11 protein-coding genes are annotated in these 13,207 nt (G+C 68.7%); 6 read left to right on the plus strand and 5 right to left on the minus strand.

The window, feature by feature from the left end; all coding sequences use genetic code 11:
• Positions 1-60: 60 nt before the first annotated feature.
• From OHB24_RS07755 to OHB24_RS07765, 3 genes are read right to left on the minus strand one after another with little or no spacing between them, the layout of a single operon-like run.
• The gene (locus OHB24_RS07755) at positions 61-459 is read right to left on the minus strand and encodes a hypothetical protein (RefSeq protein WP_327638261.1); all 399 of its coding nucleotides are present in this window, start codon (positions 457-459) and stop codon (positions 61-63) included.
• Positions 459-2,756 carry a CehA/McbA family metallohydrolase gene (locus OHB24_RS07760; RefSeq protein WP_327638262.1) on the minus strand — a complete coding sequence of 766 codons (2,298 nt, stop codon included), beginning with the start codon at positions 2,754-2,756 and terminating at the stop codon, positions 459-461. Before OHB24_RS07760 ends, OHB24_RS07755 begins: the two co-directional genes overlap by 1 nt.
• A 49-nt stretch (positions 2,757-2,805) precedes the next feature.
• Positions 2,806-3,360, minus strand: a complete 555-nt coding sequence (locus tag OHB24_RS07765) for a TetR/AcrR family transcriptional regulator (RefSeq protein ID WP_327638263.1) — start codon at positions 3,358-3,360, stop codon at positions 2,806-2,808.
• 115 nt (positions 3,361-3,475) lie between these two features.
• Here OHB24_RS07765 and OHB24_RS07770 point away from each other — a divergent pair, with 115 nt between their 5' ends.
• Positions 3,476-5,959 carry a bifunctional FO biosynthesis protein CofGH gene (locus tag OHB24_RS07770; RefSeq protein ID WP_327641028.1) on the plus strand — a complete coding sequence of 828 codons (2,484 nt, stop codon included), beginning with the start codon at positions 3,476-3,478 and terminating at the stop codon, positions 5,957-5,959.
• Between the two features lie 464 nt (positions 5,960-6,423).
• Here the strand turns inward: OHB24_RS07770 and OHB24_RS07775 are convergent, their stop codons facing one another.
• A complete protein-coding gene (locus tag OHB24_RS07775; protein ID WP_327638264.1) occupies positions 6,424-7,050 on the minus strand; it encodes a hypothetical protein in 627 nt (208 codons plus the stop codon).
• A complete protein-coding gene (locus OHB24_RS07780) occupies positions 7,043-8,965 on the minus strand; it encodes an acyl-CoA dehydrogenase family protein (RefSeq protein WP_327638265.1) in 1,923 nt (640 codons plus the stop codon). Before OHB24_RS07780 ends, OHB24_RS07775 begins: the two co-directional genes overlap by 8 nt.
• Before the next feature lie 100 nt (positions 8,966-9,065).
• On the opposite strand from OHB24_RS07780, the gene OHB24_RS07785 reads away from it, so the two are divergent.
• The 5 genes from OHB24_RS07785 (at position 9,066) to OHB24_RS07805 (ending at position 13,184) form a co-directional block, all read left to right on the plus strand.
• A complete protein-coding gene (locus tag OHB24_RS07785) occupies positions 9,066-9,461 on the plus strand; it encodes a TOBE domain-containing protein (protein WP_442913954.1) in 396 nt (131 codons plus the stop codon).
• Positions 9,461-10,237, plus strand: coding sequence for a molybdate ABC transporter substrate-binding protein (gene modA / locus OHB24_RS07790; protein ID WP_327638266.1), 777 nt, complete (start codon positions 9,461-9,463; stop codon positions 10,235-10,237). Before OHB24_RS07785 ends, modA begins: the two co-directional genes overlap by 1 nt.
• On the plus strand, positions 10,234-11,040 hold the full coding sequence (gene modB, locus OHB24_RS07795) for a molybdate ABC transporter permease subunit (RefSeq protein WP_327638267.1): 807 nt from the start codon (positions 10,234-10,236) through the stop codon (positions 11,038-11,040). The genes modA and modB overlap by 4 nt, the downstream gene beginning before the upstream one ends.
• Complete coding sequence (locus tag OHB24_RS07800; protein WP_327638268.1) at positions 11,037-12,098, plus strand: ABC transporter ATP-binding protein; 1,062 nt, start codon at positions 11,037-11,039, stop codon at positions 12,096-12,098. Before modB ends, OHB24_RS07800 begins: the two co-directional genes overlap by 4 nt.
• A gap of 93 nt (positions 12,099-12,191) precedes the next feature.
• A complete protein-coding gene (locus OHB24_RS07805) occupies positions 12,192-13,184 on the plus strand; it encodes a hypothetical protein (RefSeq protein ID WP_327638269.1) in 993 nt (330 codons plus the stop codon).
• The last annotated feature ends 23 nt before the right edge of the window (positions 13,185-13,207 follow it).

Genomic DNA, 13,207 nt, shown 5'->3' on the forward strand with positions numbered 1-13,207 from the left:
GCCTGCGATTCCCGCAGGCTCTGGCCCCAGCACCCGGCCACAGGTAGCTCGGGCGCTACCTCACTCGCGGGCCGAGAGCAGCAGGCTGACCGTGCTGTGGTTGGCGAGGCCACCGAGCGCGCCGAGGGCGCGGAAGGTCAGCGTCACGTCGACAACGGTGGGCGCGTCGAGCCGGACCCGGAACGCAGCCTCCTGACGATGCTCACCGGTCAACTCGTGCACTGGCAGGTCGAGTTGGAGCCCGCTGACCGGTTCGGCCTCGACGGCCAAAGGGCCGGTCACAAAGCCGTCGTTGACGACCGTCACGGCGAGCGTGTGCCACTCGCCCGGCTTCAAGGTCCCGATCGGCGCACCGCTGCGGGCCACATTCACCCGTGCCTCGGGGTTGATCGTCACCGCGAGCGGCGCGTCGGTGTCGACCGGCCCGCAACAGCCGATCGCAGGTGCCTGATGAGTCATCAGTCCGTCTCGCATTCTTCTCGCCGAGACCGGTAGACCGCCTGCGCCTCGTCGTACGCCTGCCGCGCGGCAGCTCGCTCGTCCTCCCGGATGAACCCCGACTTCACCTTCCACAGCTGGTCGACGGAGTCGTGCAGCCACTGAGCACTGCGGCGGGAGGCCCGGATCGGCCGACCGCCGACCTCGAGGAAGATCGGCTGCGTGTGCACACTGCGCAGGATCCGCAGCGCAAGCCAGGACGAGCCTTCCACCGGTACGTCGAACGCGACCTCCCGTTCGGTGCCATCAGCAACCAACTCCTGCGACGCCACCGCGACACCGTTCAGCACGACCTCCACCAGCACGGACCGGGACGTGCCGATCCGGGACCGCTCGAGGTGCCAGCCGACCGGCGCGCTGTACGCCGGACGCCCCGCCGGCGGTGGCGGCGGCTGCTCGGGCAGCCAGGCGGCCACGGTCGCACTGACCCGCACCGAGCCCGGCGAGTCGAGCGACTGCTCACGACCGACCTCGCCGTTGACCGCCAGATCGAAGACGTGGCTGCGGCCGTCGCCGAAGTACGACGCACTCTCCCGCAGACCGGTGATCCACGCCTCGATCGCCTGCGGACCCGACGGCGGCTCGGCCAGTCGCACGTACGTGCGCCCGACGCCCGGTCCCTCGTCGTACATGCACGGATAGTCGGTCTCGCCGAGCATCAGCGTGCGGAAGCCGACGCTGAGCAGGTGGTACCAGATGTTCAGCTCGGCCGCCGGCGCGAGCTGCCCTCCGCACTGGAAGTCAGCGGCTCCGAGCGGTACGTCGACCACGATCTCGTTGGAGCCGATCCCTTGGAAGGACGGCACGATGTAGTTGGGCAGCTCCTCGGTGCCGGCCCCGAGGCCGATTCCACAATGCGCGTACCCGACCAGCGCGTTCTGCTCCTTGGCCCAGCGCAGTACGGGCAGGTTCCACGACGGCCAGTCCTCGATGAGGCTCGTCCCGGGATAGTCCTGGTCGGTGAGCCCAAGCAGGATCAGGTGACCGGAGTGGCTGGACGGGAACCCGGACACCTCGACGTCGTACCGCAACGCGCTCTCGGCGTCGCGGTCCGTCGGCTGCGGAGTCCAGGTCATGCCCTGGGCCGCCTGCATCAACGGGTCCTCCAGGTCGGCCGGCGGGCTGATCGACTCGCCGCTGAAGAACTGTTTCTGGTGGTAGTAGCACGGCGCCCAGGTGAGCACACTGCCCAGCCAGAGACCCTCCCCGCGGACATGCCGGATCATGGTCTCGGGCGTGACGCCTTCGCTCGGCACGTTGTAGTGCGAGCAGCCGCCGGCGTGGATGTGCGGGTCGCCCGAGTAGTAGCCATGTCCCGCCGGATCGACCCAGCGGTCGAGGGTGATCGGAATCGCCTCGGTCCCCGCGTCGACATCGACGTCGAGGAGCACCGGCCGATACTCGGGTCCGCGGAGCGCGGTGATCTGGTAGCGGCCCTCGGGCAGCCGGATCATCTCGCCGCTCGCCCGATACACGTGCTCGTGGAAGAACATGTCCGGCGCCAGTCGCATCGCCTTGGACGGGTACGAGCGTCCCTGCCCGTCCCGCACGGTGATCGCGGCCATGCAGCTACGTCCGTCCGGCTCCCGGATGTCGAGCCGGATCTCACCGGCCGGGGCGCAGTCGAAGTCGAACGAAGCGCCGTAGTCGCGCAACTCGAAGTTCGTCCGGAAGCCGGCGAGCTGCACAGACGACCGGCTCAGGCTGTGGTGGTTGTGCTCGTCCGCGGCGAACACAATCAGTCCGCCTTTCCGGACGCCGTCGTCGCGGGCGTACAGACTGATGACCTTGTACTCGACCTCGAAGCCGGACAGCTCGTTGGGTACGGCGATCTTCGCGTCCAGCCACGCGTCCTTGATCCGCGGGACGACGGTCAACGTGTCGTGCAGCGCGATCCGCGCGGAGTGACTCAGATAGTCGATCACGCCGTAGGCGCCGCCGTCCGGCGCGACCAGCTTGGCTTCGATCCGATGCGGATTCGCCACCCGCACGAGGAAGCTGCGCCAGCCGTGCTGCACCAGTCGCGGCGGCGCGGCGCCCGGAGCGCACACCGCGATCCCCTGCTCGTCGATCGACACATCCAGCAGGACGAACGGCCGCAGCAAGGTCTCGAGCTGGGTACGGCGCTCCGCGTCGCTGCCCTCAAGCTTGGACAGGTGGGTGACCACGTCGGACGGCAACGGATCGCCGAGGTCCTGCAACTTCCGTACGGCGCGATCTGCGGATGCGAACAGTGGCTGTACTGGGGGTTCTGACACCGAGGACCTCCCTGTTGGCGAGTTCCTTCGCGACCCTACTCGGCGCGATCTACCTCAGCACCTCCAATAACGCGGCGACGTCGGCCTGGTCCAGATCGCGGGCGCCGATCAGCGCCTGCATCAAGAGGCCGTCCAGGGCAGCAACCAACAGCCTGGCCTTCTGGGGATCCGCGGTGAACGCCCTGGCAATCTCAGTCAGCGGCTCCAACCAGGCGCCGGCCGTCTCCCGAAGGTCCGGCCGCCGGGCCGCGTACAGGTACAACTCGTAGAGCGCCAGCGTCCGACCACGTCGCCGTACGACGCTGTGCTCGATCAGCCGTGCCAACTCGTCGGCGGGTCGCGCGCCCAGCTCGCTCCCGCGACCGTGCAGCTCGACGGCCAGGTCCTCCGCGGCCGACTGGAGGGCTGCGACGAGGAGGTCGTCGAGTGTCGGAAAGTGGTAGGTGATCGAGGCGACCGAGACATCGGCCACCGCAGCGACCGCGCGGTGACTCACACCTGCGACTCCGTCGCGTTCTATCACCGTCAGAGTCGCCGCGAGCAGCTCGCTCCGGCGCTGCTCACCGCGCGCCCGGCGCCCGTCCACACCCCGCCTGACCTGCACGAACAGCAAACTATCAGGACATCTGTACGGATTGATTTTGCTGTCCGGAATCGCGGGATCCAGCGTTTTCCGCGACTTAGGCTCGGATTTCGTGGCCCCTGATCTGACGACAGCGATGCGGCGCGCCCTGAAGCGCGCGGACGACGGCAAGACCCTCGACCCGGCGGAGGTGGAGGTGCTGCTCGGCGCGAGCGGCGACGCGCTCACCGCGCTGATGACCACCGCGGCGAGGGTCCGCGACCAAGGGCTGGCCGACGCCGGCCGGTCGGGGATCATCACGTACTCGAAGAAGGTCTTCATCCCGCTGACGCGGTTGTGCCGGGATCGTTGCCACTACTGCACGTTCGCGACCACGCCGGGCCGGGTGCACTCGCCGTACCTGTCGCCGGACGAGGTGCTGGAGATCGCTCGGCAGGGCGCGGCGCTGGGTTGCAAGGAAGCGCTGTTCACGCTGGGCGATGCGCCCGAGGAGCGGTGGGACGCGGCGCGGCAGTGGCTGGACGAGGCCGGGTACGACAGCACGCTCGACTACGTCCGGGCGATGGCGATCCGGGTGCTCGAGGAGACCGGTCTGCTGCCGCACCTGAACCCCGGCGTGATGTCGTGGCAGGACCTGCAGCGGCTGAAGCCGGTCGCGCCGAGCATGGGGATGATGCTCGAGACCACGTCGCGGCGGCTGTTCGAGGAGAAGGGCCAGCCGCACTTCGGGTCGCCGGACAAGGACCCGGCGGTCCGGCTCCGGGTGCTCGAGGACGCCGGACGGTCGAACGTGCCGTTCACGACCGGTCTGCTGATCGGCATCGGGGAAACGCTGCCGGAACGTGCCGACTCGATCTTCGCGTTGCGGAAAATCGCCCGGCAGTACAACGGAATCCAGGAAGTCATCATCCAGGGTTTCCGGGTGAAGCCGGACACCGCGATGCGCAACGACGCCGACGTACCGCTGGACGAGTGGCTGGCCGCGATCGCCGCGACGCGGATCGTGCTCGGGCCGCGGGTCCGCGTCCAGGCGCCGCCGAACCTGGTCGACCTCGCCGAGTGCCGTGCGCTCCTCGACGCCGGCGTGGACGACTTCGGCGGGGTCTCGCCGCTCACCCCGGACCACGTGAACCCCGAGCGCCCCTGGCCGCAGATCGACGACCTCGCGAAGGTGACCGCCGACGCCGGGTTCGAGCTGCGCGAGCGGCTCACCGCGCACCCGGAGTACCTGCGAGAGCCCTGGCTCGACCCGCGGCTGATCTCGCACGTCGAGGCACTCGTCGACCCCGCTACCGGCCTGGCCAACGAGTCGGCCTTGCCGGTCGGCCTCCCGTGGCAGGAACCCGATGGCGGCTGGGACAGCGTCGGCCGCACCGACCTCCACACCGCGATCGACACCGAGGGCCGTCGCACCGAGACCCGCTCTGACTTCGACGCGGCGTACGGCGACTGGGACGTGCTGCGCGAGCAGGTCGCTGGGCGGTCTGCACCTGAACGGATCGAAGGTGATGTGCGCGCCGCACTGGCCGCGGCCGAGCGTGATCCGGCCGGGCTGTCCGACGCCGAAGCGTTGACCTTGATGACCGCCACCGGTCCGGCGCTCGACCAGCTCGCGCACCTCGCCGATGAGTTGCGGAAGGCAACGGTCGGCGACGACGTGACGTACGTCGTGAACCGGAACATCAACTTCACCAACGTCTGCTACACCGGCTGCCGGTTCTGCGCGTTCGCCCAGCGCCGCACCGACGCCGACGCCTACTCGCTGTCGATGGACGAGGTCGGCCAGCGCGCCGAGGAGGCGTGGGTGATCGGCGCGACCGAGGTCTGCATGCAGGGAGGCATCCACCCCGACCTGCCCGGTACGGCGTACGCCGACCTGGTCCGCGCGGTCAAGGACCGGGTCCCGGAGATGCACGTCCACGCGTACTCGCCGATGGAGGTCGTGAACGGCTCGGTCCGCACCGGCCTGTCGATCGAGGAGTTCCTGATCTCGGTGAAGGAGGCCGGGCTGGACAGCATCCCCGGCACCGCGGCCGAGATCCTCGACGACGACGTCCGCTGGATCCTCACCAAGGGAAAGTTGCCGACGGCAAGCTGGATCGAGGTGATCAGCACCGCGCACAAGGTCGGCCTGCCGTCCAGCTCGACGATGATGTACGGCCACGTCGACGCGCCGCACCACTGGGTCCAGCACCTGCGCACGATCGCCGCGGTCCAGGACGAGACCGGCGGCTTCACCGAGTTCGTGCTGCTCCCGTTCATCCACCAGAACTCGCCGATCTACCTGGCCGGCGTCGCGCGGCCGGGCCCGACGTACGACGAGAACCGGGCGGTGCACGCGATGGCGCGGATCATGCTGCACGGCCGGATCGACAACATCCAGTGCTCGTGGGTGAAGCTCGGCGTGGACGGCTGCGTCGCCGTACTGAACGGCGGCGTCAACGACATCGGCGGCACGCTGATGGAGGAGACCATCAGCCGGATGGCCGGTTCCAAGCACGGCAGCCGCAAGTCGATCGCCGAACTCACCGCGATGGCCACCGCCGCCGGCCGCCCGGCCCGCCAGCGAACCACGACGTACGGCGACGTTCCCGCCCGCCCGTCCCTGGAACTCGCCTGATCGAGGCACAGCAGACGTCTTGACGAGTGGTTAGTTGTTGCAGAAGGCAACATCTACACGGAAAGTGAGCGAATTTTCACTGAGCGTTGCTTACTTCAAAGGCAATGCAAATGTTTGAACCGGAGGATTCCCGGTACGCGGGCCGCGTGACAACGTTCTCTTGTCGGCGGCGGACGGGTCGCCGGCACTAGGTCCAGGTGGTTTCCGCAGTACTCCCGTCCGGGACCGGACTGTACCTCCCCTGCCGGCCACGGAATGAGACGCGGGACCCCCTCCTTCGGGCCATTGCCCTCTCGGGGCAACAGCAGGACGCCGGCCGTGTCGGTGGGGTGTTGGTCGCCAGTGAGGTGGCGACCAACACCCGGCACGGTCGGCGTTTCTTACTGAAAACCGCCTCTCTGTACTGGTGCTGCTGGGGACCAGTACAGCGAGGCGGTTCTGTTTTCCGTGCCGGTATTTCCGGACTAGTACGGGTAGGTGTCGTCGCGCCGGGTCGGGTCCAGGTCCCACAGGGAGAACTGGACGATCTTGTGGGACTCCTCGCCGCCGCCGGGGATCAGCCCGAACGACTCGTACTCCCTCGAGCCCAGCCCGTCGAGGTAACAGAGCAGCTCGAACGCCGACTGCGCGTCCTCGATGTCGTCGATCACCTCGTCGTTCTGCGCTTCGTCCGCGCGGCTCCGCACGTACCGCACGAAGGCGTCCGGGTCCGTCACCACGAAGTCGTACCGCGCCTGGTAGCTGAGCCGGACCCCGCTCTGCGGCAGCAGCGGCTCCTCCAGCTCCTCGAGATCGTCCAGGGACCCGCCCTCGACGATCTCGCGGTAGTCCGCCGGGTCGTCGAAGTCGTCCGGCCCCAGCGGCAGGTCGTCCAGCTCGTCGGGGTCGTACGAGTCGATCCCGAGGAAGATGTCGCCCCAGCCTCGTTCGTGCACGGCGTCCGCGAGCGCCCGGGCCTGGACCCGGACGTTCTCGATGGCGCCGGTGGCCCGCAGGTCGTGCAGGTCCAGAGCGTCAGCCTGCTCCAGCAGCACCCGGGCGAGTTCACGGGCGGCCTCGGCAGCCGACGCGGGTTCGATCGGCTCACTCATGCTGTGACGGTACAACCATGGGCACCTCCGTTGCCGAGCCCGGTACTCCGAACGCGTCGACGAGGTCCACCGCGACCGGACGAACGACCGCGCACAGCTCGTTGACGAGCGCGGTGATCGCCTTCGACCGCCCCGGTGACAACCGCCCGTGCTCGAGGTACCACGCGCGCTCCGCCTCGATCGTCGCCAGCGCGTGCAGGTCGTACACATCCTGCAACCGCGGCCGGATTTCCTCCGGCGCGTTCCGCACCGCGGACTGGAACGCCTCGAGCACGATCCGGTCCACATGTGCCCGGCCGGCCGCGATCACGTGGTCCTGGCACCGGTTGAACACGTCGAACGGCTCGTCGCCGGCATCGATCCCGCCCTTCAGCCGCCGCGCCACCCCGGACAGCATGTGCTCCTCCCGGAACCTGAGCAGTCCCGAGTGGTACGCATCGTCCCGCAGGCCTGCATCCGGATCCGCCGCATCGCTCCGGTTCGGTACAACGTCCCGCAGCCGCTCGATCAGCGGACGCAGCGCGGCCTTCTCGACGGCGATCTCCACCGCCTGCGCCGTGACGAATCTCGCCATACCCAGCGGATCCAATTTGCCGAACGACTCGCGGTAGTCCGTCAGCAGACCCTTCGCCACCAGCTGCATCAGGACGGTGTTGTCGCCCTCGAAGGTGGTGAACACGTCGGTGTCCGCCTTCAGCGTGGCCAACCTGTTCTCGGCCAGGTACCCCGCGCCGCCGCACGCCTCCCGGCACATCTGGATCGTCTCGGTCGCATGCCACGTCCCGAGCGCCTTGGTCCCCGCTGCCTGCGCCTCCAACGCCCGCCGGTCGTGCTCGCCCTGGTCGTCGTCGAACACCCGGGCGAACTCCTCCACCAGCTCGGCCTGCGCGAAGTGCAGTGCATACGTCCGCGCGAGCAACGGCAGCAGCCTGCGCTGATGCATCCGGTAGTCGAGCAGGATCGCCTCCTCGTTGCTTCCCGGGGCGCCGAACTGACGCCGCTGAGCGCTGTACCTGATCGCGATCGTGAGCGCGACCTTGCTCGCGTTGATCGCCGCGCCGCCGACCGACACCCGGCCCTGCACGAGCGTGCCGAGCATGGTGAAGAACCGGCGGTCCGGGTTCTCGATCGCGCTGCTGTAGTTGCCGTCCGCATCGACCTGGGCGTACCGGTCGAGCAACGCCTCCCGCGGCACCCGGACCTGGCCGAAGACGATCCGCCCGTTGTCGACCCCGTTCAGCCCGAGCTTCGGCCCGCAGTCCGACAACGTCACGCCCGGCAGCGCCGCACCGTCCGCGCCCCGGATCGGCACCATCAGGCAGTGCACACCATGACTTTCGCCGCCGACGACCAACTGGGCGAACACGGCCGCCATCCGCCCATGCCGCGCCGCGTTGCCGATGTAGTCCTTCCGCGCCGCCGCCGACGGCGTGTGCACGACGAACTCTCCCGTCGCCTCGTCGTACGTCGCCGTCGTGCCGAGGGCCTGCACGTTCGACCCGTGACCGGTCTCGGTCATCGCGAAGCACCCGAGCAACCGCCCGCTGATCGCATCCGCCAGATACCGCTCGTGATGCTGCTCGGTCCCGAGGTGCTGGATCGCTCCGGCGAACAGGCCGAACTGCACACCGGCCTTCACCATCAGCGACAGGTCGCCGAAGGCCAGCGTCTCGAACGCCGCGATGAACCCGCCCAGGTCTGCGTCACCGCCGTACTCCTTCGGATAGCCCCGCGCGGGCAGCCCGTCCGCGGCCGACTGCAGCAGCAGGTCGAGGATCCGGTCCCGGTACTCGTCCCGGGGCAGCCGGACCGCCAGGTCACCCAAGTCAGCGTGCGCGGCCAGCCCTGCCCGCACGACGTCCCGCGCCGCCTTGTGCGGCCCGTCCAAGTAGTCCCGCATCGCCGATGTGCTCATGCCCTATAACTTACGAGGAATCGCCACTACTTTCCGTCACCGCTTCGCGACTGTGGAAAACCTGGCATCAATCCGCATCTGCGGCGGTAGGCTGTCTCTCGTGCCGAACTTGCGGATCAGTGAGGCGGCCGCGCTCCTGGGGGTCAGCGACGACACGGTTCGGCGCTGGATCGATCAGGGCCGGTTGCGGTCGAAGCAGGAGAACGGCCGGATGGCCGTCGACGGGCAAGCGCTCGCCACGTTCGCCCAGGAGCTGGCGGACTCACCGGACCCCGGTCACACCGCCGCGGCCTCGGCGCGCAACCGGATGCGGGGGATCGTCACCCGGGTACTCAAGGACGGCGTGATGGCCCAGGTCGAGATGCAGGCCGGGCCGTTCCGCGTCGTGTCGCTGATGAGTCGTGAGGCCGCCGACGAGCTCGGCCTGGAGCCCGGGGTGGTGGCCGTCGCCTCCATCAAGTCCACCCATGTCGTCGTCGAGATCCCGGAGGCCTGATGTTCCGCCGTACCGCGTTCGCCGCCCTTGCCGCGGTCGCCGCGCTCGCCCTCGCCGGGTGTGGCGACGACACCCCGGCGGCATCGTCCCCGTCGAACAGCACGTCGGCCCTGTCGGGCACGGTGAATGTCTTCGCCGCCGCCTCACTGACCGGCACCTTCACCCAGCTGGGCAAGGACTTCGAGGCCGCCCACTCCGGCGTGAAGGTGACCTTCAACTTCGCCGGCAGCTCGGCACTCGCCCAACAGATCAACTCCGGCGCGCCGGCGGACGTCTTCGCCTCGGCGGCGCCGAAGAACATGGACGACGTCACGGACAAGGGCACCCCGACGAACTTCGTGAAGAACACGCTGGAGATCGCCGTACCGAAGGGCAACCCGGGCAAGATCACCGGCATCAAGGACTTCGCGGACAAGGACAAGAAGATCGCGATCTGTGCCGCGCAGGTGCCGTGTGGCGCAGCGGCCGCGAAGGTCTTCACGGCGGTCGGGATCACCCCGCAGCCGGACAGCCTCGAGCAGGACGTGAAGGCGGCGCTCACCAAGGTCAGCCTCGGTGAGGTCGACGCGGCCCTCGTCTACAAGACCGACGTACTGTCCGCCAAGGACAAGGTCGAGGGGATCGAGTTCCCGGAGTCGAGCAAGGCCGTCAACGAGTACCCGATCGCCACGCTGACCAAGGCTCCGAACCCGGACGGCGCCAAGGCGTTCGTCGACTACGTCTTGTCCGACAAGGGCAAGGCGGTCCTGACCGCCGCGGGCTTCGACGCGCCGTGAGTCGCCGTAGCAGGAGCACTAGCGGGCGGCTGCCCCTAGTACTTCTGCTGCCTGCTCTGCTCGGGCTGGCGTTCCTGCTCGTCCCCTTGGTCGGCCTGCTGATCAAAGCGCCCTGGTCGACGTTGCCAGGGCGCCTGTTCAGTGCCGATGTGTGGCAGGCACTGCGGCTGTCACTGGTGTGCGCGACTGCTGCCACTGTGTTGTGTTTGCTACTAGGTGTTCCGCTGGCCTGGTTGCTCGCCCGCGGCGGGCTCCCGGGGCGGAGTGTGATCCGAGCGTTCGTGACGGTTCCGCTGGTGCTGCCGCCGGTTGTAGGTGGCGTTGCGTTGTTGCTGGTGCTCGGACGACGTGGTCTGGTCGGACAGCACCTCGACACCTGGTTTGGCATCTCGCTGCCGTTCACGACGGCTGGTGTGATTGTTGCTGAGGCCTTTGTGGCTATGCCGTTCCTGGTGATCTCTGTGGAGGGCGCACTGCGTGCTGCGGACCCGCGGTACGAGGAGGCGGCCGCAACACTCGGGGCGGGACGGTGGCTGACGTTCCGGCGCGTGACGCTGCCTTCGATCGCACCAGGTGTGGTGGCCGGGACAGTGCTCTGCTGGGCGCGCGCGCTGGGTGAGTTCGGCGCCACCATCACGTTCGCCGGCAACTTCCCGGGCCGTACGACGACCATGCCGCTGGCCGTGTACTTGGCGTTGGAGACTGATCCCGACGTGGCCGTCGTACTGAGTCTGGTGCTTCTGCTGGTGTCCGTCGTCGTACTGGCGTCTCTCCGCGAGCGCTGGATCGGTGGGCTCCGTTGACTCTGTACGCCGATGTGCAGGTGAGCCGTGGCTCCTTCGAGCTCGCACTGGACCTGGCTGTCGAGCCGGGTGAGGTTGTCGCGCTTCTCGGCCCCAACGGCGCCGGCAAGACCACAGCACTCCGCGCCATCGCCGGACTGCTCGCGTTGGACCGCGGACGCATCGCGCTGGGCGACGAGGTGTGGGACGAGCCGCCACGCACATTCCGTACGCCGGACCGCCGGCCGATCGGCGTGGTGTTCCAGGACTACCTGCTCTTCAACCACCTCAGCTGCCTGGAGAACGTTGCGTTCGGTCTCAGAGCCCGTGGAGTGGAGAAGCAGACCGCCCGCTCGGAGGCTGCCCGTTGGCTGGAGACCGTTGGGCTGTCGGAGTACGCCCGTACTCGCCCCCGCGCTCTGTCCGGAGGACAGGCCCAACGCGTGGCCCTGGCCCGGGCGCTGGCCACCGACCCTGAACTGCTGCTGCTCGACGAGCCACTGGCCGCACTCGACGCCGGCACCACCCTTCACGTCCGAGCCGAACTGGGGCAGCACCTCAACCGCTTCGAAGGCCGCACTCTCCTGGTCACACACGACCCGCTGGACGCCATGGTCCTGGCCGACCGCCTGGTCATCATCGAGAACGGCCAGGTAGTCCAGGAAGGCAAGCCCACCGAGGTGGCCCACCGCCCCCGCACCGACTACGTAGCCCAGCTGGTAGGCCTCAACCTCTACCGCGGCGACGCTTCAGGCACTGCAGTCAGACTGCCCGAGGGCGGCACGATCACCCTGGCCGAACCAGCCACCGGCCCGGTCCACGTAGCGTTCCCACCCACCGCCGTCAGCCTTTACGTGCAACCCCCGTCCGGCAGTCCCCGCAACACCTGGCCGGCCGTGGTCACCGGCATAGAACAACACGCCCACACAGTCCGAGTCCGCCTCGACGCCTCCCCCAAAGGCCCCGCCGACCTCCTCGCCGACATCACCCCCGCGGCAGTCGCCGACCTCCGCCTGACCCCCGGCCAGCCCCTCCACACCACCCTCAAAGCCACCGAGGTCCACACCTACCCGGTCTGACGTCCACTCCAGCAACACTCACCCCTTCGGCACCTAGAGTTGGGCACCGGCAGCCTGGACGATCAGGTCACTCCGACCAAGTAGGTGTGCAACTTGGCGCAAGACATCGATCCCGAACTCGCTCGTGCCCTGAAGGCCGCGATGGGCGGTGTCGGTGAGCGTCGACGCGACCCGATCACCGACGAATGGCAGCGAACCCAACAGCGGGCGAGCGAACAGCAAGCGGCACAGCAAGCGGCAGCGGAGCAGAAGGCCGCCACGGACAAGCAGGCGCTCGTCGACGCGATGGGGAACGTGCGAGAGTCCCTCAGTACCGCGAGTGACGGCCTGAACGACGCCGTCGCGCAGGCGCCGACCGCCCAGGAGCTCCGCGTCGCTGCAGGAACTGCATTGACCGAGATCAGGGCGGCCGTGGCGGACAACCAGCCCGAAGCCGACGCCCCGCCTGCTGAACAGCAGGCCGCGCAACAGGCCAGGGAGCAGGGCAGGCTGGAGGCCATTGGACGCCTCACCCAGACCACCCGCACTTGGGGTGAACAACTGGGACAGGTCACCGAGTCGGTCCGCTCCCTCGAGACTCAGCTGAGCTCTGCCCAGACGACGCTGAGCGAGACCGCCGGCACGGCGAACGAGACCTTGCGCCCGGACTTCGACCGCGTGGGCACGGCCCTCCAGTCCAACCAGGACTCGGTTGCCGAACTGCGCGGGCATCTCGAGCAGATGACCTCACGGGCGCAGAACGCTGCCGAGTACACGCCGCCGCCTCCGCTGCCTCCCGGGCCTGACGGGTCCGTGCTCCTGGCAGACACGCTCAGCCAGGACGAAGTCGTCGCCGACGTGGCGGGCGAGCTGGACGGGAGGCTCGGGCGCGTCACACCGGGCGCGGCCCTCGAGCAGGTCCAGTCCGACCTGGGCACCACGATGTCCGAGATCGACGAGCTGTCGTCCCGGATCGGCAGCTCCGAACCGGCCGCTGTCCTGCCGGCGGAGCAAGCCGAGATGCCCCGGGCAGCACAGGCGGCCGACGGTGCGGCGTACCGGGGCGGCGCGCGAACGACCTCGCACAACACCGGTCATGCACGGTAGGAATCGCCGTACGACGTACCCGC

This window comes from Kribbella sp. NBC_00482, assembly GCF_036013725.1.
GTDB lineage: Bacteria > Actinomycetota > Actinomycetes > Propionibacteriales > Kribbellaceae > Kribbella.

What these genes read in the sequence shown, in the direction of transcription:
- OHB24_RS07755 (WP_327638261.1), bottom strand. Translation starts at nt 459, where the DNA reads ATGACTCATCAGGCACCTGCGATCGGCTGTTGCGGGCCGGTCGACACC.
- OHB24_RS07770 (WP_327641028.1), top strand. Translation starts at nt 3,476, where the DNA reads ATGCGGCGCGCCCTGAAGCGCGCGGACGACGGCAAGACCCTCGACCCG.
- OHB24_RS07775 (WP_327638264.1), bottom strand. Translation starts at nt 7,050, where the DNA reads ATGAGTGAGCCGATCGAACCCGCGTCGGCTGCCGAGGCCGCCCGTGAA.
- OHB24_RS07780 (WP_327638265.1), bottom strand. Translation starts at nt 8,965, where the DNA reads ATGAGCACATCGGCGATGCGGGACTACTTGGACGGGCCGCACAAGGCG.
- modA (WP_327638266.1), top strand. Translation starts at nt 9,461, where the DNA reads ATGTTCCGCCGTACCGCGTTCGCCGCCCTTGCCGCGGTCGCCGCGCTC.